Source organism: Agaribacter marinus (assembly GCF_030160655.1).
GTDB classification, from domain to species: Bacteria; Pseudomonadota; Gammaproteobacteria; order Enterobacterales; family Alteromonadaceae; genus Glaciecola; species Glaciecola marina.
Genome location: NZ_BSOT01000007.1, coordinates 66,587 through 84,457, shown reverse-complemented (window position 1 = coordinate 84,457; position 17,871 = coordinate 66,587). Strand labels below are relative to the sequence as shown.

General features: G+C 41.4%; 14 protein-coding genes. 6 read left to right on the top strand and 8 right to left on the bottom strand.

Annotation, left to right across the window (positions count from 1 at the left end; genetic code table 11):
* Positions 1 to 6 precede the first annotated feature (6 nt).
* The 6 genes from QQK00_RS14910 to rpsP all read right to left on the bottom strand — a co-directional run bounded on the left by QQK00_RS14910 (position 7) and on the right by rpsP (position 5,207).
* Positions 7 to 1,083 (bottom strand): 3-deoxy-7-phosphoheptulonate synthase, encoded by a 1,077-nt coding sequence (locus tag QQK00_RS14910; RefSeq protein ID WP_284218581.1) that lies wholly within the window; start codon positions 1,081 to 1,083, stop codon positions 7 to 9.
* Between the two features lie 423 nt (positions 1,084 to 1,506).
* Positions 1,507 to 3,048 carry an AbgT family transporter gene (locus tag QQK00_RS14905; RefSeq protein WP_284218409.1) on the bottom strand — a complete coding sequence of 514 codons (1,542 nt, stop codon included), beginning with the start codon at positions 3,046 to 3,048 and terminating at the stop codon, positions 1,507 to 1,509.
* A gap of 224 nt (positions 3,049 to 3,272) precedes the next feature.
* Complete coding sequence (rplS, locus tag QQK00_RS14900) at positions 3,273 to 3,632, bottom strand: 50S ribosomal protein L19 (RefSeq protein WP_284218408.1); 360 nt, start codon at positions 3,630 to 3,632, stop codon at positions 3,273 to 3,275.
* A gap of 39 nt (positions 3,633 to 3,671) precedes the next feature.
* On the bottom strand, positions 3,672 to 4,415 hold the full coding sequence (gene trmD / locus QQK00_RS14895; protein WP_284218407.1) for a tRNA (guanosine(37)-N1)-methyltransferase TrmD: 744 nt from the start codon (positions 4,413 to 4,415) through the stop codon (positions 3,672 to 3,674).
* A complete protein-coding gene (rimM, locus tag QQK00_RS14890) occupies positions 4,415 to 4,933 on the bottom strand; it encodes a ribosome maturation factor RimM (RefSeq protein ID WP_284218406.1) in 519 nt (172 codons plus the stop codon). Before rimM ends, trmD begins: the two co-directional genes overlap by 1 nt.
* 25 nt (positions 4,934 to 4,958) lie before the next feature.
* Positions 4,959 to 5,207: a 30S ribosomal protein S16 gene (gene rpsP, locus QQK00_RS14885; protein WP_284218405.1), complete on the bottom strand. Its 249-nt coding sequence runs from the start codon at positions 5,205 to 5,207 to the stop codon at positions 4,959 to 4,961.
* Between the two features lie 247 nt (positions 5,208 to 5,454).
* On the opposite strand from rpsP, the gene QQK00_RS14880 reads away from it, so the two are divergent.
* The 4 genes from QQK00_RS14880 to QQK00_RS14865 all read left to right on the top strand — a co-directional run bounded on the left by QQK00_RS14880 (position 5,455) and on the right by QQK00_RS14865 (position 8,886).
* Positions 5,455 to 6,099 carry an energy transducer TonB gene (locus tag QQK00_RS14880; protein ID WP_284218404.1) on the top strand — a complete coding sequence of 215 codons (645 nt, stop codon included), beginning with the start codon at positions 5,455 to 5,457 and terminating at the stop codon, positions 6,097 to 6,099.
* Between the two features lie 62 nt (positions 6,100 to 6,161).
* Positions 6,162 to 6,776 carry an RNA polymerase sigma factor gene (locus QQK00_RS14875; RefSeq protein WP_284218403.1) on the top strand — a complete coding sequence of 205 codons (615 nt, stop codon included), beginning with the start codon at positions 6,162 to 6,164 and terminating at the stop codon, positions 6,774 to 6,776.
* A complete protein-coding gene (locus QQK00_RS14870) occupies positions 6,763 to 7,371 on the top strand; it encodes a hypothetical protein (protein WP_284218402.1) in 609 nt (202 codons plus the stop codon). Before QQK00_RS14875 ends, QQK00_RS14870 begins: the two co-directional genes overlap by 14 nt.
* A gap of 234 nt (positions 7,372 to 7,605) precedes the next feature.
* Positions 7,606 to 8,886, top strand: coding sequence for a serine hydrolase domain-containing protein (locus QQK00_RS14865; protein WP_431307745.1), 1,281 nt, complete (start codon positions 7,606 to 7,608; stop codon positions 8,884 to 8,886).
* 24 nt (positions 8,887 to 8,910) lie between these two features.
* Here QQK00_RS14865 and QQK00_RS14860 read toward each other — a convergent pair whose 3' ends face one another.
* Positions 8,911 to 14,739 carry an Ig-like domain-containing protein gene (locus tag QQK00_RS14860; RefSeq protein WP_284218401.1) on the bottom strand — a complete coding sequence of 1,943 codons (5,829 nt, stop codon included), beginning with the start codon at positions 14,737 to 14,739 and terminating at the stop codon, positions 8,911 to 8,913.
* 293 nt (positions 14,740 to 15,032) lie between these two features.
* Here QQK00_RS14860 and QQK00_RS14855 point away from each other — a divergent pair, with 293 nt between their 5' ends.
* Complete coding sequence (locus tag QQK00_RS14855; protein ID WP_284218400.1) at positions 15,033 to 15,407, top strand: VOC family protein; 375 nt, start codon at positions 15,033 to 15,035, stop codon at positions 15,405 to 15,407.
* 88 nt (positions 15,408 to 15,495) lie between these two features.
* Here QQK00_RS14855 and ffh read toward each other — a convergent pair whose 3' ends face one another.
* On the bottom strand, positions 15,496 to 16,896 hold the full coding sequence (ffh, locus tag QQK00_RS14850; RefSeq protein ID WP_284218399.1) for a signal recognition particle protein: 1,401 nt from the start codon (positions 16,894 to 16,896) through the stop codon (positions 15,496 to 15,498).
* A 223-nt stretch (positions 16,897 to 17,119) separates the two neighbouring features.
* Between ffh and QQK00_RS14845 the strand changes: the two genes are divergently transcribed.
* Positions 17,120 to 17,863 carry a cytochrome C assembly family protein gene (locus tag QQK00_RS14845; RefSeq protein WP_284218398.1) on the top strand — a complete coding sequence of 248 codons (744 nt, stop codon included), beginning with the start codon at positions 17,120 to 17,122 and terminating at the stop codon, positions 17,861 to 17,863.
* Positions 17,864 to 17,871 lie beyond the last annotated feature (8 nt).

Sequence of the window (17,871 nt, the reverse complement as noted above, 5' to 3'; positions counted from 1 at the left end):
TAGAAATTACTTTTGTTGACGCGATTTAAGCGCTGCATTTAGTTTTTCGCTCGCTTGTTGAATCAATGCTTCTGTCTGTTCCCAATTTATACAACCGTCAGTAATAGAAACGCCATACGCTAACTCGTCTAACGACTTTCCGTTCATGCCCTGATTACCTTCATTTAAATGGCTTTCAAGCATGATACCTATAATGGATTTATTGCCTTCTAAGATTTGGTTAAATACATTTTCAGCAACCAAAGGTTGGCGTCTGTAGTCTTTTGCTGAATTCGCGTGACTACAATCAACGACAAGGGCTGAGGTAACATTGGCTTTTGCTAAATCAGCTTCACATTGAGCGACAGCAACAGAATCATAATTTGGTTGCTTACCGCCACGCAAAATAATATGGCCATCGGGGTTACCAGACGTATTAATAACGCTCACCTGCCCCTTTTTGTTAATCCCCATAAAATTGTGGCCCGAGGCAGCAGATTTCAACGCGTTAATAGCAATACCCAAACTACCGTCAGTACCATTTTTAAAGCCTACCGGCATGGATAAGCCTGAAGCCATTTCTCTATGTGTTTGAGACTCGGAGGTTCTTGCACCGATCGCCGCCCAACTAAAATACTCAGAAAGATATTGCGGGCTGATAGGATCTAGCGCTTCTGTTGCAACAGGAATTTGAAGCTCGGCAAGATAATTGAGCAACTCTCGAGCAGTACGCAGGCCATTTTCAATATCAAAAGAGTCATCTAGATGAGGATCGTTAATTAAGCCCTTCCAACCCGTTGTTGTGCGAGGCTTCTCGAAATATACTCGCATAACAATATACAAAGAATCTTTGCACGATTCGTGTAAGGCTTTTAACTTTTCAGCATACTCTTTTGCGGCATTAACATCATGTATAGAACATGGCCCACAAACAATAAGTAAACGATGGTCTTTACCGTGGATGATGTCTGAAATGGTGCTTCTTGCAGATTCGACAAAGCCTCTTGCCTTATCACTTATTGGCATTTCGTTAGCAAGTGCTTCTGGGGTTACCAGTACTCTCTCACCACTAACGTGTAAATTATTAACACTATCTTTTTGCATTGTCTCTAACACTGATTTATCGGGCAAGATGATACTTAGTCACCTGCCACAAGTTTGAAAAAAAGAGACCATTCTAGGCTATGACTAGCCAGATTCTGTCGATAGTAATTGGATCCCTATACGTCGTGTGCGTGCTTTATTTTTTTATTTTTACGCGTGGTGTGAGTTGTAACAAAAGCAGCCCGAGAGAGCAATTTTTTTTTGATATTTGATATAAATATGCGAGCATCCTTGCTTGATGTGAATAATTAAATTCGATGGGATGTGGACGGAAAGCTCAATGCATTGCCAAAGGCATCATGAACTCATAAGCCACGTTTGTCACTCATTGTCTATATGTTAAGTCTGAGTATGGTATACAGCACTACCGTTATACATATATTTCGAGCACATGGGGCGCATAGAAATGCGCCCTTAACTTACTCAACCAGCCGCTGGATATATGTAGCTAGACTGTATGCCCAATGGAATACCAATAGACCAATAGATAAGTAAAAATATAGTCCACGCAATGAGGATCGTTATGCTATATGGCAGCATCATCGATAACAGTGTGCCAATGCCAGTAGATTTAACATAGCGCTGACAGTAAACGACAACGAGCGGGAAGTACGGCATTAACGGCGTAATGATGTTAGAAGATGAATCCCCTACGCGGTAAGCAATTTGAGTTAAATCTGGTGAAATACCGAGTTGCATTAACATTGGCACGAATATAGGTCCTAATAATGCCCATTTGGCAGAGCTAGATCCTACAAATAGATTCACAAAGGCCGTGAGCAGTATGATGCCAACAATCGTCACCATACTCGGCAAACCTAGGGTTTTTAGCACTTGAGCGCCTTCGATGGCGAGTAGCGCACCAAGATTAGACTTACCAAAAGCATCAATAAATAATGCACAGAAAAAGGCCATGACCACGTAGTAACTCATGCCTTGCATGGCTTTTGTCATGCTATCAATCATGTCCTTAGTTGACGTATACGCTCCCGACACGTAACCATAAACAACACCGGGCAATAAAAAGAGTAAGAAAATAATCGGCACAATGGATTGCATGATAGGTGCAGAAAATGAAGTTAGCTCTCCCGATGGCGCGCGCATTGGGCTAGATTCGGGTATTAATACCGCGATTAACGCAACAAAACCAACTAACATAGACAAACTAGCCCAACGTAAGGCTTTTGTTTGCTTGGGATTTAAATCCTCGAACCTAGGAATATCGTTAGGGTTACCATCCACTTCGACGTCTTTTAAACGAGGCTCAACTACTTTGTCAGTTAAATACCATGCAATACTAATAATCAGAACGGATGAAATAGAATTAAATATGTAATTATTTAACGGATTTACTTCAATGGTTGGATCTATGATGCGGGCGGCTTCTTGTGTAAAGCTCTGTAACAATGGATCAATCGCCGACGGTATAAAGTTAGCACAAAAACCACCACTGACCCCCGCAAATGCTGCCGCAATACCCGCTAAGGGATGCCTTCCCATCGCATAAAAAATAACACCTGCTAATGGAATAACGAGTACATAACCCGCGTCGGTAGCGGTGTGTGAAACTAAAGCGACTAACACGACCATTGGGGTCAAAAATGTTTTCGGCGTGGCATCTAACATACGCTTTAAACCGGCACTAATAAAACCCGAATGCTCCGCAACACCCACACCCAACATAGCCACGAGTACAACACCTAAGGGCGCAAAGCCAGTGAATATTTTGACCATACGACTTAAAAAGTCGGCGATTGAATCCCCAGTCAACAAATTATTGATAACAATGGCTTCACCCGTGCGAGGGTCAATTGAATCAAATGAAAGTTGAGAAAGCGCAGCCGAGAAGACCCACACGACCAACAAACAAATAAAGAATATAATAGCTGGATCAGGTAATTTGTTACCAACTACTTCGACACGATCTAAGGCTCGCGTCACCCATGTAGATTGGGTGTTTTGCATGATGCTCTCCATTATTGTTATTATTTTAACGCATGGCGTTTTTCATCATTATGCGAGAAGTGAAAAATATTGCAAGATAGCTGGTGCATAAGAGTAGTAAACATATTTACTTGACGGGTATCATGGGACCGAGACTGGACACATAACTAGAGTAGAACACTTCGAACATTAAAAAACCCGCCAAACGGCGGGTTTTTATTGTTAACGATAAAGCGGAATTAATTTTAGTTAAGTTTTTCTTTGATACGTGCAGATTTACCTGAACGTTCACGTAGATAGTATAGTTTCGCTCTACGAACTGCACCGCGACGCTTCACTTCAATTGAATCGACCGCTGGGCTGTGAGTTTGGAACACACGCTCTACACCTTCACCGCTTGAAATTTTACGAACAGTAAAAGCAGAATGTAAACCGCGGTTGCGTTTAGCAATGACAACACCTTCGTACGCCTGTAGACGCTCTTTGTCACCTTCTTTAACTTTAACTCGCACAACAACTGTGTCACCAGGGCCAAATTCTGGTAAATCAGTTTTTAGTTGTGCTTGTTCAATCTTCTTGATGATATCTTGATTGACTTTACTCATCTAATCCTCTCATCCTAGTATAACTGCCATCTAGCCGCATCAGGACTGTTGAATCTTTTTTAACAGCGCCTGTTGCTCCTCAGTCAGAGCTAGGTCATTTAACAAATCTGGTCGACGTTGAAGCGTTCTAATAAGCGATGCTTCAAGTCGCCACTGTCTAATTTTCTCGTGATCACCACTTAACAACACCTTAGGCACAGACAAATCATTAAACGTTTCGGGTCGAGTATAATGAGGGCAATCCAACAAACCCTGTGAAAATGAATCCTCACTGGCAGAGTCTTTATGCCCTAATACCCCTGGCGCTAATCTAGCAACTGCGTCCATTAACACCATTGCGGGTAACTCACCGCCGCTTAACACGTAATCACCAATAGACCATTCTTCATCGACTAAGGTGGCGATTACTCGCTCATCTATACCTTCGTAACGTCCGGCAATGAGCACCATATCTGAATACTCACTTAATTGCTGAACGCCATTAAAGCTAAGTTGCGTCCCTTGTGGGGACAAGTAAATCACTTTACTGTTGTCTGCCAAAAGCAATTTAGCCTTGGCAATAGCGTCTGCTAAAGGCTGCACCATCATTAACATGCCAGGACCACCACCATAAGGCCGGTCATCAACAGTTCGGTGTTTGTCGTGAGCGAACTCACGCGGATTAATTAAATGAACTTCAATTAATCCTTTTTTTACCGCCCTGCCAAATACACCTTGCTCTATAAATGGCGTAAATAACTCTGGAAATAATGTAACAATACAAAATCGCTGCACTGCCGCCATTAAAACCCAGGGTCCCAATCCACTGTAATAGTGTTGGCGTTTTTATCCACTTCTAATACAACGTCGTCGTATAAAAAAGGAAGTAAACGTTCCGTTTGCCCAAAGGCGTCATTATCGTTTGCTTTTATTGTCATTACATCATTGGCACCTGTTTCAAACATTTGTTTGATAACGCCCAAATCGTACCCTTTTGAAGTAACGACTTGCATGCCAATTAAATCTTTCCAATAAAAGCCATCGTCTAATGCTGGTAACTGAGATTCTTCAACGCTTATGTCTAAATTCTTAATAAGCTCAGCATCATCTCGGCTATTAATACCCGCTAACTTAGCCACAAGGGCCTTGCCGTGAGTACGCCATTGGTCAACCTTTATTTGTCGATCATCTCCCAAAAACCATGGAACATAATCAAATATATCTTCTTGATGCTGGGTAAAGCTGTTAATTTTGACCCAACCGAGTACACCGTTTGGTGCCCCAATTTTGCCAACAATTAATTTGTCAGACGCAGAACTCATCTTTACTCCATTTAGCAACAGCGAATTAAGCTGCTGCTTGTGCATCCTTTACCAAGCGTGATACGCGGTCTGACAATCCAGCACCTTTACCAACCCAGTACTCAATACGCTCAAGATCAAGACGTAGTCTTTCTGCTTGGCCTTGTGCTGTTGGGTTAAAGAAACCGATGTTCTCGATGAACTTGCCGTTGCGTGCACGGCGGCTGTCAGCCACAACTACTTGATAAAATGGGCGCTTTTTTGCACCACCACGCTGTAAACGAATAGTAACCATATATGCCTCAAACTCGTTGTCGCGTTACCGTTAACAAACCTGATTGCCAACCACTGACAAAAAGGTGCGCGAATTATACGCAGATAAGCTACAAATGCAAGGCTTAAAACAGACCTACCGTTAATAGAAGGGCGTTAAATGTCACTCATGCAAAAAAAACTTTGAAATCATTCACCCCTTTAACCATTTTGAATCGTCTTATCCATGAATGAACAATAAATAGTCTACAAAAAATAAGGATTCAGCGATGACAAATTCATTAACATTACCTTACGCGCATGTTTCAACATTACAAAAAATACTATCGACTAGCGTTCAGACTGTGCTTGCGCTTGGTGTGACATTCTCACTATTTGTTGCCATGCAGAAATTGACCGAAAATACAGGGGTGAACACGCCTCCACCACCACCGCCATTATTTGTAAATTCTCGTTATGAAGCGCCGCCCGAAAAAACGATTATAAAGCAAACGCTTGTCCCGCTACCCAAATTAACACAACCACCCAAAGCACCTGTGGCACACATTGAAAAAGTTAAACCGACAATTGGCACACCCAATTGGACAATGAAAAAACCACGCATTAATACAAATACAAAACCTACACTAGGCCTTGGCGCTACAGATTTGAGGCCTCTGGTTCGTGCTAATCCAACATACCCGGTAAATGCAGCACGTGACGGCATTGAAGGCTTTGTGGTAATGTCATTCAATATCACTGCCACCGGCAATGTCGAAGATATTAAAATTGTAAATGCAGAACCAAAAGGCATATTTGAACGCGCAGCTAGACGAGCACTACTAAAATGGAAGTATCAACCTCAGATGAACGCAGGTAAGCCCACGCCTGTAAGTGGCTTACAAGTAAAGTTAGAGTTTAATCTATCAAATTAGCAATATTTATTGAGAACGTGTGCAATAGTGCAAAGGTTTACAAGGGACGTTAAGGAGGTATTGTGTTATCAATTCTGTTAAAACAACTCGATAATGTATTCACAGGCGCTTCTGACTCAAGAAATACTAATGAAAAAGCAAGTGTTACGAGACACGAGAAAATCGTTGAGCACCTTTATAAAAAGTATGCAGATGATATTTTTCATTTTGCGCTGACACTCACTGATTATGCAACTGCTCAAGATTTATCGCATAAGCTTTGGTTAAAGTTACTCGAACACCCTGAAAAATTTAAACAGCAAAAAAACTTCAAAGCTTACATGTTTTCATCTGTCAGAAATAGCATCTTTGACGAATATAAACGCTCTAATAAACTATCTGACCTAACAACAGTCAATAATACAGAAATAAACAATGATGGCCCTATTTATGGGGAAAAGCATCCTCCCGTTCACGCATCTGACTTAGACAATAAATGTATTGCTGATGAATTTAATGATGCGCTAACGCAATTACCATTTTATCAACGCGAAGCATTCTGTTTACAACAAGAAGGGTTTACTGTTAACGATATTTCAAGCATTACTAATACCCCGCCAGAAACAATCAAGACTCGACTGCGCTATGCAAAGCAAAGGCTACAACATTTACTGGAGGGATATCATGTCGGTGAATAAACAAAACAATGAACATTACGAGGACAAGTTTTCTAAATTGTATAAAAACAGAAAACAACAGTGCAAAGTGCCCGAGAGTTTGCAGCAAAATTTGTTTAATAATACGACGGCGCAACCTTGGCATCATGCTATTGGTAGCTTTTTTAAATACAGCGCAGTTTTGGCTACTTGTGCCGTGGCTGCAATCGTCTTTGGTATCCAATTCTTTCAGCACGAAAGAAGCACCATCAATTACGTTGATATTGAAATACATAGCTTAGCTAGCGAAGCAACAACTACCATCGCTGGCGCCCACAGAGTTAAATATGACAATGCGTTTAACGAATACATCAATACGTTAGAACTTCGTAGTTTTGATGATCAAAAGATTGCGCGAGTAATTGAAGATAATGAAGATGGCATTAAATTATTCACTTGCAATGATGAAGTTATCCAAATTACTAAGGCGCTTTTAAAGAACATACAAACTTCTCCCACCTTGCACATCCAACCGCATATAGGTGACATGATGGCGATGAATATGGATGATAAAGGACGAATACTGCAACTAGATACAAGTACTGATATAAAGGAATGTCCAGCGCTAGCTGATTAACCTTTATTGATGCTCACTGGGCTATGGCAAATAAACAGGCGGGAGAAAAAAGACGGTGCTAGTTAGGTAAAGAGTAGTCACGCCAAGGTGCCTCGCACCTATCTACGTAGTTTAGGTAATCTATTTCTCATTTTTTATTTGTCATAAATTGTTCTTTGTTTATATGCTTTAATTCGCCTAGACTAATTAACACTAAATTCACATTAGAACGCCACATACTAAAAAAAGACGAATATGAAACTAACGACAAAGACACTTTTACTCAGTAGCTTGCTTGTTATCGGTGCATGCCAAGCAGCCCCATTACAAACAATAGCGACATCTGAAAAAACAAACGATTCACAAATAGTACAGGGGTTTTCAAAAAAGCGTTTGGCTCGTATTGACGATATGATGCAACGCTACATCACCTCCGACAAATTGGCAGGCACCTTAAGTTTAGTTGCTCGAAATGGCGAAATTGTGCACCTATCCGCCAACGGAATGAGAGATAGAGAAGCACAGACTCCGATGTCAGAAGATACCATTTTTCGGATTTACTCTATGACAAAACCGATTACTGCAGTAGCGGCACTTACACTGTGGGAACAAGGGTTGTTTCATATGAACGATCCTATCGAAAAACACCTACCAGAGTTAAAAAACCTTAAGGTATATGTCAGTGGTGAAGGTGATGACATGGTATTAGAAGACGCAAAGTCATCAGTCACCGTGAAGCAACTATTTCTGCATACTGCAGGGTTTTCCTATGGTTTCTCTCAAAGTCCAGTGGACAAATTATATCAAGCAGCATTTGCTGAATTAAATAATGCGAGCTCTGCAGCCGCTTTAGAAAAACTGTCAACCTTACCCTTAGTTCATCAGCCAGGAGCAAAATGGCATTATGGCGTTAACACCGACATTATTGGTTTCTTAGTTGAACGTTTAACAGGGAAAAAGTTAGGCGAGTACATGCAAGAAGCTATTTTCACGCCACTTAATATGAGCGACACGAGTTTTTATGTCGCCGCAGAAAAACAAAGTCGTTTAGCGCAGATATATGGGCCTGGAGACAAGGGACAAACGGTTGTTAACGCAAACCCGATGTTAGGCGACTTTGCTAGTGATCCTGTTGTGCATAATGGCGGCGGCGGACTAACATCAACCATTGGCGATTATTTCAAATTTACGCAGATGTTACTCAATGGTGGCGAGCTAAATGGTGCAAGAATTCTGGGCCGTAAAACAGTGCAATATCTCAGCTCAAATCATTTGCCGGATAATTTAATTCCTTTTGCGCCCGGCGCTAATGGTGAAGGCTACGGCCTTGCTATGTCGGTGACTGTTGATGAAAATGCAGTAAGCTTTATGAGCTCAACGGGCAACTATGGCTGGGGTGGTGCAGCCTCAACGTATTTCCGTATTGATCCTCATGAAAATATGATAATGATCAGCATGACACAATTTTTACCTATGGGTTTTCACCCATATCATGACGATTTTAGGAATGTTGTTTATCAAGCGTTAGTCGACTAAAAGTACTAAGACCTAAAAACCAACTTATTGTCGTTTAGCTTGGTTGGGGCGCAATCTCAATAAAAATGCAATGAGCATAATGACGCCCCAATAAATACTATATGCGCCGCCGCGACGGCTTTTTACAATTAGGATTGAAACCGTCGCTGAGGCTTCGCCTCCCATGCCATCACCGACTGTATAGTGAATTTCTACCTCACCTGAAAAACCTTTCATTGCCGTAAAGTACAAGCTTGTATTGTTACGAATAAAAACGTCACCAAAATCAGCCGACGCATTTAACACTGACAATCTATCGCCATCGGGATCACTGTCATTCGACAGCACCTGAATGTCTACACCACCATCTATTTCAAATTGGGATTGATCTACTTGCAATTGATCATTTACTGCATGGGGATGCTGATTTGGTGCAACCGTCACTTCGACTTCGGCGTTAGAAATACCGCCATTGCCGTCACTAATAACGTATTTCACAATATCAGTGCCGACAAAATCGAGTTTTGGAAAATATCGAATTGTTCTATCTTCGATGATTTCGAGTATTGAGAATGTGGACGACGCGCGCAGAACCCTCAACTCATCATTATTTGCATCAGTATCATTTTCTAGTACATCAATATCTACTGCCACGTTTAACCGAATACTTGCTATATCGTCTATTGCAATCGGCAATATGTTGTCACTCGCTCGCACCGCTATACCACCGGGGTCAACAAGTATGCCATCGCGTTGTCCATCCATATCGTTAGGGCCACCATCTGCGATATTTAGTTGTACGCACCAATACCCAGGAATAAGACCTTCAATATAGTCATCATCACCAGGTGGCGGACAAACACCTTCTTCACCTTTAGCACTTGAGAGAAATTCGTTCGCATTCTGGGTAAATTCAAGCCATTCAGAATTTATGTATTTTCTATATGTAGCATCAGACGGTATAGGCACAAGTTGCGGTAAAACAATCTGATAGGTGTCGATATTAGTTGGAATACCCGTTGCAACCCAATCAAAAATACCGCCAACAAGCTTATATCCAGAACTCGCAGATGGTTTTAGCAATGACGTTACTTCAGGCACAAATTGATTATTCTGCAATGCAGTTTTGCCTAAACCAATACAAATACCCATATTACCTTCAATTAAAAAACGTTGGCTATTTTGTATGTTAGTACTCATGACATTACATTGGTTGTGAGCGTCTAAGTATTTCGGAATGCCATTTCTATGATTGTCTACGTAGCCTTCACGACGGTCAATTTCGCCATCTAAATCACTATCTTGATCCGACAACACATCTAAGTTTTCAGCTATTTTAAGGAACATTCGATCTTGCGCAACAAGTGGCTGAATTTGAGTATGATCAAACACATTAACACTTACTTGATAAACACCATCAGTAAGGTCACGTGGAAGAAACTCGATAAAATTTTGTGACGTCGTTTTAGAAAGGATGTCTTCAATGTTCCATTGATAGATAAGGTTCTCTTTGTAAGTAGCGCGTTGTGATGATGCTTTGACGATAACCTGCCCATCATTTCGACTGGCCAAGGTTCTTAGCTCGCCAGATTGGATAGCCGATAATTTCACAATATATGGAACATCTCGCTCTACGACGGTAATTACGGCTTGCTTATTTTCGCCCAAATTGTGCTTGTCCGACAGCGTTAGCACAATATTTTCAAGATCGTCGACTAAAACGTCATCTACTGTTTGAATTTCTATCTGTGCAGAAAGCCCTTCTTCGATATGCACTTCACCTGACGGCATAATGAAATCATCACCTGAGCTCGCAGTGCCACTCACATCATACTCAACAATAACTGGGTAACTAGGCGAAACTCCGTTTAAAAATACCTCAACTGTCGCAATTTCACCCTCTTCGACAATTTGGTCAAGCCCGAATGAAATCATTGGCAATACGGTTATATCCTGACGTTGTGAAAGCGTGTTTCCTTGACTATCTGTCGCCTGCCAAACCACTGAATGTTTCCCTGGTACAAAAATACCCGTATCACCAGCAACGCTAATAGGTATTTGCAAATCAGACTGTCGTTCAAAAGCTGTGGCAATACCGAAATCAACTGGCGTTAAAAGACCTGACGCATTCACAACGATGTCTTCAGGCACTTTCAACACTGGACCCATATCGATCATATCGTTTGAAATACGCAGACGAACATACGCATCATTTTCTAGACCAAAACTATCAGCAATAGTATATAAAAGATCCACCTCACCAACGAACCCTTCTGGAATGTCTATTGATAACATATTACCAACAATAGATACGAGACCAATTTGCGTACTTGCCTTCACGATAGCGATAGTGTCGCCTATATCAGGGTCGCGATCATTCGAAATGACATCTAAAACATATCGATTTACGTCATTCGCAGGGAGTACCAGTTGATCATCCTGTGCTATTGGGGCCCGATTGTTACTAGAAAGAAAGGTAAGCTTTACAGTAGCAACGTTTGAATCCAAGTTTCCGTCATTTGCTTTATAAGTAAAGCTATCTTCATCGACCGTAGCGGTATTTGACTGACGCGTAGATTGATAGCTAATCAGTGAGCCATTCACGCTCGCAATACCATACAAAGGCTGCGATACAATAAGAATTTCAAGAGCGTCATTGTCTTCGTCGCTCGCAAGTGCTGACGTCTCAAATGCGGGACTATTCGTCAAATCATCTTTGCTAAGACTCACAACTATGTCACTCACAACCGGTGCATCGTTGACATTCACAACCTCCAAGTTAAACGGCGGTAGGCGATCGCTTGACGCTCCATCTGACACACTTATCACAATATCACTTGTAATCCCAACGTCGTCGTTTGTCGGTGTGCCACTCAGAATACCAGTGGACACATCAAATAACGCCCAACTCGGCATATTGTCAATCGAATAGGTAAGCTCAAAGCTGTCTTGATCACTTGCATTTGGAACAAAAGTATATGGAGAATCCTCCTCAACTGACAAAGGCGGCATTCCACTGATCACCGGCGCGTCGTTGATGTTCGTCACCGTTATCGTAAAACTTTCCAACTGCGAACTTAATGCACCATCCGATACACTGATAACGATATTTTCAAAGCGTCCAACGTCGTCGTTTGTCGGTGTGCCACTCAGTGTTCCTGTATCATGGCTAAAATTAGCCCAACTTGGCTTATTCACGATTGAAAAAGAAAGATCATTGCTGTCGATATCTAAAGCAGTAGGAGTAAAATGATAGAGTATGTCTTCATCAATTGTTAAATCGGGAGAACCTATGATGCCTGGGGAGTCATTGACATTCTCGACGGTTACAGTAAAGCTCGCCAAACTATCGGTAAATACACCGTCAGAGACTGAGATAATGACATTTGAATAAGCGCCTACATCGTTATTACTAGGTGTACCACTCAACATGCCAGTTGTTGAATCAAACGTCATCCAACCCGGCAGATTGTTGATGGAAAACGTTAGACTTGTACTATTTGCATCTGTCGCCGTTGGTGTAAAACTATATTGAGTGTCTTCAGACACCGAAGTATCCGGCGAACCACTAATTACAGGCGCAACATTCTCATCAACCGTAATAAACAACTCACCAAACACGCTTCCGTCGACCGACATTGCTTGCACTTCAAGTTCATAAATATTGTCAACATCACTGTCTACCGGATTTGAATGGTCTGTAACAACATTAAAACTAATATCGCCACTTGTCGCATTAATACCAAAATCTGACGCATCTGGTCCCCCTGTTATCGCGTAGGTAATATCTTGACCATCATGATCATTAGCGGCAATTGTTAGTGCTGACGTACTCCCTTCTAACACATTTACATTTAACGTTGGTGTATTTTCATACCAATCTATAGCATTGTCTGATTCACTTGCAGACAAAAGGTCAAGGTCGCCATCATCATCTAAATCGCCATAATGCACAGACAAAATACCAAGCGCTGCACTATCAATGACCCGACGACTAAAACTCAAATCTACGTTCTGGTACCAAACAATACTATCTTCGTTGTAATTTGCAGCAACAACATCAAGGTCACCATCGCCGTCAACATCAATCACATCAATGTGTGTAGCACCCAATGCATTGCTGTCAATAGTGTGCTCAGTAAATGTCAAATTGTTGTTTTCATACCATGCTATTTTGTTGTCAATGAAACTCGCGGAAAGAAGATCAACATCATTATCAGCATCTAAATCAATCGCATAGACCGCTCGAGCGCCATCAGCACTAGCAGTTACCACATGTTTGGTGAAGTTTTCTATGCCATCGTTTTCGTACCAAGCAATAGTGTCATCTTCGGCACTGGCGGCTTGAATATCGATGTCACCATCACTGTCTATATCCGCAGCAAAAATTGATCTCGCGCCGTCTGATACATCATCAATTGAGATAATTCCAAAGGTTTCAATACCATTGTTTGGGTGCCACCTAAGCAGGTCATTCCCTTCACTTGCTGACAAAATATCCATATGACCATTACCATCTATATCTGCACCGAATACGTCTTGGGCATTGTTGGCTCCACCAAAAAACGTCACATTCGTAAAACTGCCATCGCCTTCCTGTTTATGCCAACTAATTTGGTTCTCTGCACTTCTTGCAGATGCCATATCAATCGATAAATTACCATCAAAATCTCTCGCCACAATAGAACGTACGCCAAGCATAGTATTAGCAACGACATGCTGAGAAAAAACAAGGCTGGTATTTTCATACCACGCAATTGTATTGTCACCGGCACTTGCCGATAACACATCCATATCACCATCAGCATCAACATCTGCGACAAAAACCCCAGCGGCTCCTATTGCAGAAGATGTAATATTAACGGCCGTAAATGTTGGATTAAAATTTAAAAAATATGGGATGTCAGGTTTACCAGGATATGCTTCAATATAGTCAATTGTGCCGTCACTATCGCTGTCTAAAGGATCACCATTTACATCAACATATTGCGCAGGTGTCATGAGTTCAAAAAAATTCGGAACGCCATCATTATCGTCATCTAAGAAACTAAATTCACTTAGGCTATTCGTTCCATCAAGCCCCTCATTTGTATCTGGAACACCATCATTATCAGCGTCTATTTCGGCTGTATCTCTTGTGCCATCACCATCAGTATCTATGTCTTGTAAGCCAAAACTAACCCATGAAACCTGCTGATTGCCTTCTAAATCTTCCGCCGCTAGATACACGTCATATCGCGAGCCAAGACTCGTTGATAAACCCGAAATAGTTAACTGACCGGTAAATGTTGTATTGCTTAGTAGCACATTGTTGTTGATCGCTGGGGTGTTATTTCTATCAAGCCCTGCTACCAACTGAGCCACCGAGGGAGCTCCTGATCCCATAGACAACGCAACACTGTATACTGAAGCACTTTCATCTAAATCCAGATTAAAGGTGATTGAAGTCGCATCAAAACTATCTATTCGAGGCATCGAATTTTCGAATGACGGCGGCGTTACGTCATCGACGATACTTGCTGTCACATTTGCAATGGCAAATCCATCTACATTAGTGGCAGTAACTTCGACTAAGTAATCATTGTTACTGTCATTATCTAGCGGGGTTTCGAAGTCTTGCGACGAATTGAAACGTAAACTGCCGGTGTTAACATCAATGGAAAAAAGACTTTGGTCGTCTCCGCCGGAGATACTATACGTAATAGCATTTGAGTCTGCATCAGTAGCCACGATATCGGCCACATAAACAGTGTTTTCAAAAACATTTACCATTGGCGTAGCATCAGAAAATAGCGGCACTGCCGCAGAAGCAAAAACCGAATATAAGCCCAAAGCACTTAATAAAATGAATTTAATAAATAAAAGGTATTTCATAGCAATTAATTTAATTCTACGTCTAAAAAATTGACGTCTAGAGAATGCGTAAATACGACGCGTATAGAAAAGATGTTTTGTACAAAACAACACCAACCTATCTATACTTTAGACTATATTTTTATCGGCTGTAGAGATGAAATCGTTAAATTTTGATTACGTTATGTGCGTTTGTTTCAACAGAGTTAACGTCTTAAGAGTTTTTACGCCAAATTGATACTAAGGGTCTTAGCAAAATATTGATTTTCATCTATGCTGATAGAGTGTATTTAAAAGGCCTTCTGGAGGTTATAGTGGAATTGGGTGCATTTTCTATTAGTTTAAACGTTTCAAATATTGAAAAGTCTAAGAATTTTTACGAAGCCTTAGGTTTCGTCATTACCGGCGGTGATATATCACAAAAGTGGTTAATTTTGCGCAACGGCGATAGCACGACAATTGGGCTTTTTGAAGGGATGTTTGAAAAAAACATGCTGACATTTAACCCAGGTTGGAACAATCAAGCAAAAGAAGTTAATCCGTTTAACGACATTAGACAAATACAAAAAGAACTTATGTCAAAAGGCATAGCGTTAGACGCTATTATCGATGAAAACTCGAGTGGCCCAGCGCATATTTCACTAAAAGACCCAGATGGCAACCCAGTGCTTATCGATCAGCATCGTTAAAAGTCTGCGTATATTTAAATCTATCAACTGTTTCGCCTCATGGCCTTATGAGGCGAAATACACTTGGCATTTATATTTTCGTTGCTAACTAGCGTTTTGGTGGAAATCCGCCACCAAAACCTCCCATTCCGCCACCCATACCACCTGGAGGCATCATTCCGCCCATACCTCGCATCATCTTTTTCATATTGCCGCCACCCATTTTTTTCATCATCTTTTGCATTTGAGTGAACTGCTTAAGGAGGCGATTTACATCTTGAATTTGTGTGCCAGAACCCGCGGCTATGCGGCGTTTTCGCGCGCCTTTGATAACATCAGGGCGTTGTCTTTCGCCAGGCGTCATGGAATTAATGATGGCTTCCATTTGTGTGAACTGTTTATCATTTGCCTGATCTTTAATTTTTGCTGACATGCCACCCATACCAGGTAGCTTATCCATTAGCGACATCATTCCGCCCATATTACGCATTTGCTCTAGCTGTTCTTTAAAGTCTTGTAGGTCAAACCCCTTTCCTTTTTGAACTTTCTTCGCCAATTTCTCGGCTTTTGTGCGGTCAACCTTACGCTCAACTTCCTCGATTAAACTAAGCACGTCCCCCATCCCGAGAATACGAGAAGCAATACGCTGAGGGTGGAAAGGCTCTAAGGCATCGACTTTTTCACCCATACCCAAGAATTTTATTGGTTTACCAGTGATATGTTTAACCGATAACGCCGCACCACCTCGCGCATCACCATCAGCTTTAGTTAAAATAACACCGGTTAACGGCAATGCTTCATTAAAGGCCTTAGCGGTGTTCGCGGCATCTTGCCCCGTCATGGCATCAACCACAAATAACGTTTCCACTGGACTTACTGCCGCATGAAGTGCCTTTATTTCATCCATCATTTTTTCGTCAACAGCCAATCTACCGGCAGTATCGACCAAAAGCACATCTATAAACTGAAGTTTTGCATGGGCAATAGCAGCATTCACTATATCCACAGGCTTTTGCATAATGGTTGACGGATAAAACTCTACATTAACTTCATTTGCTAGCGTTTCGAGCTGCTTTATCGCCGCCGGCCGATATACGTCAGCACTAACGACTAGCACCTTTTTCTTTTCACGTTCGCTCAAGTACTTTGCAAGCTTACCTACGCTGGTCGTCTTACCTGCACCTTGCAAACCAGCCATCATGACAACCGCAGGAGGAGAGGCGGCGAGATTTAAACCAACGCTATCAGCACCTAGCACAGACTCCAATTCAGACTGCACTATTTTAATAAATACTTGTCCTGGCTTTAAACTCTTACTAACTTCAGTACCAAGCCCGCGCTCTTTCACTTTTCCAATGAAATCTTTCACCACAGGAAGTGCAACATCGGCTTCAAGCAGTGCCATACGCACTTCACGTAATGCGTCTTTAATGTTGTCTTCGGTGAGTCTTCCCTTACCGCTGATATTTTTGAGTGTTTGCCCGAGGCGATCGCTTAGATTCTGAAACATATGTCTATTATTGGTTGTACAAAACTGTTGTGCGTAAGTATACAATAAAGATTGGGGTAAGCGGAAACTTTGCAATAGCTTTCGATTAGATTACTATCTGCAAACGTAGGATGCTGGTTTGTAACGTCTAGCACTATCTAACTAATAACAAAGGATGTAAATGTCAGCTGTTTCTATTACTTCTGTCATCAGTATGATCTGTTACTTGTTAGCAGGAGTGCTTGTGCTCAGACAATTTTTTGGTCAAGCGCAAGACAATAAAAATACTAAAGTCGCCCAAGGCAGTCTGATGTTAGGTATTGCCATTCACTTAAGTATCTTAATTCTCAGTATCCAGCAAATTGATGGCGAAAAACTCAGCCTAACCTTTGTGCTAGCAACACTAGCATGGCTTGTATCAGCCAGCATGTATATGTTGAATAAACTCATCAAAAACATAGTGTTTTTGCCTATCGTTTGTTTCTTATCGGCGTTGTTTGTATTTCTACATTTAATTTTTCCTGCAACAACAGGCATCGATTCAAGTATGAATTCTGGCGTAATCGCACATATTACGCTGTCAATTTTAGCCTTCGGTATTTTGGGTATCTCGATGCTATACGCATTGCAATTGAGTTACATTAATTATCAATTAAAGCACAAACGAAAAACTATGCTACATAGCGACCTTCCTCCACTTTTACTCGTTGAAGACATTCTTTACAAACTCATGTTGCTAGGCACTTTAATATTGGCAGCCTCCCTTATATCTGGGTTCGTATTTGTGCCAAATATGTTTGCTGAAGGCTATGCACACAAGACTACGTTATCGACCGTCGCACTACTTACCTTCATTAGCGCACTTATTTTTCATCACAAAAAAGGGCTAAAAGCGCGCCATGCCATCATTGTTAACGTGGTTGGTATTGCATTTTTATCATTAGCCTACTTTGGCTCACGCATAGTGCAGGAAGTCATCATTGGATAAACTTACTT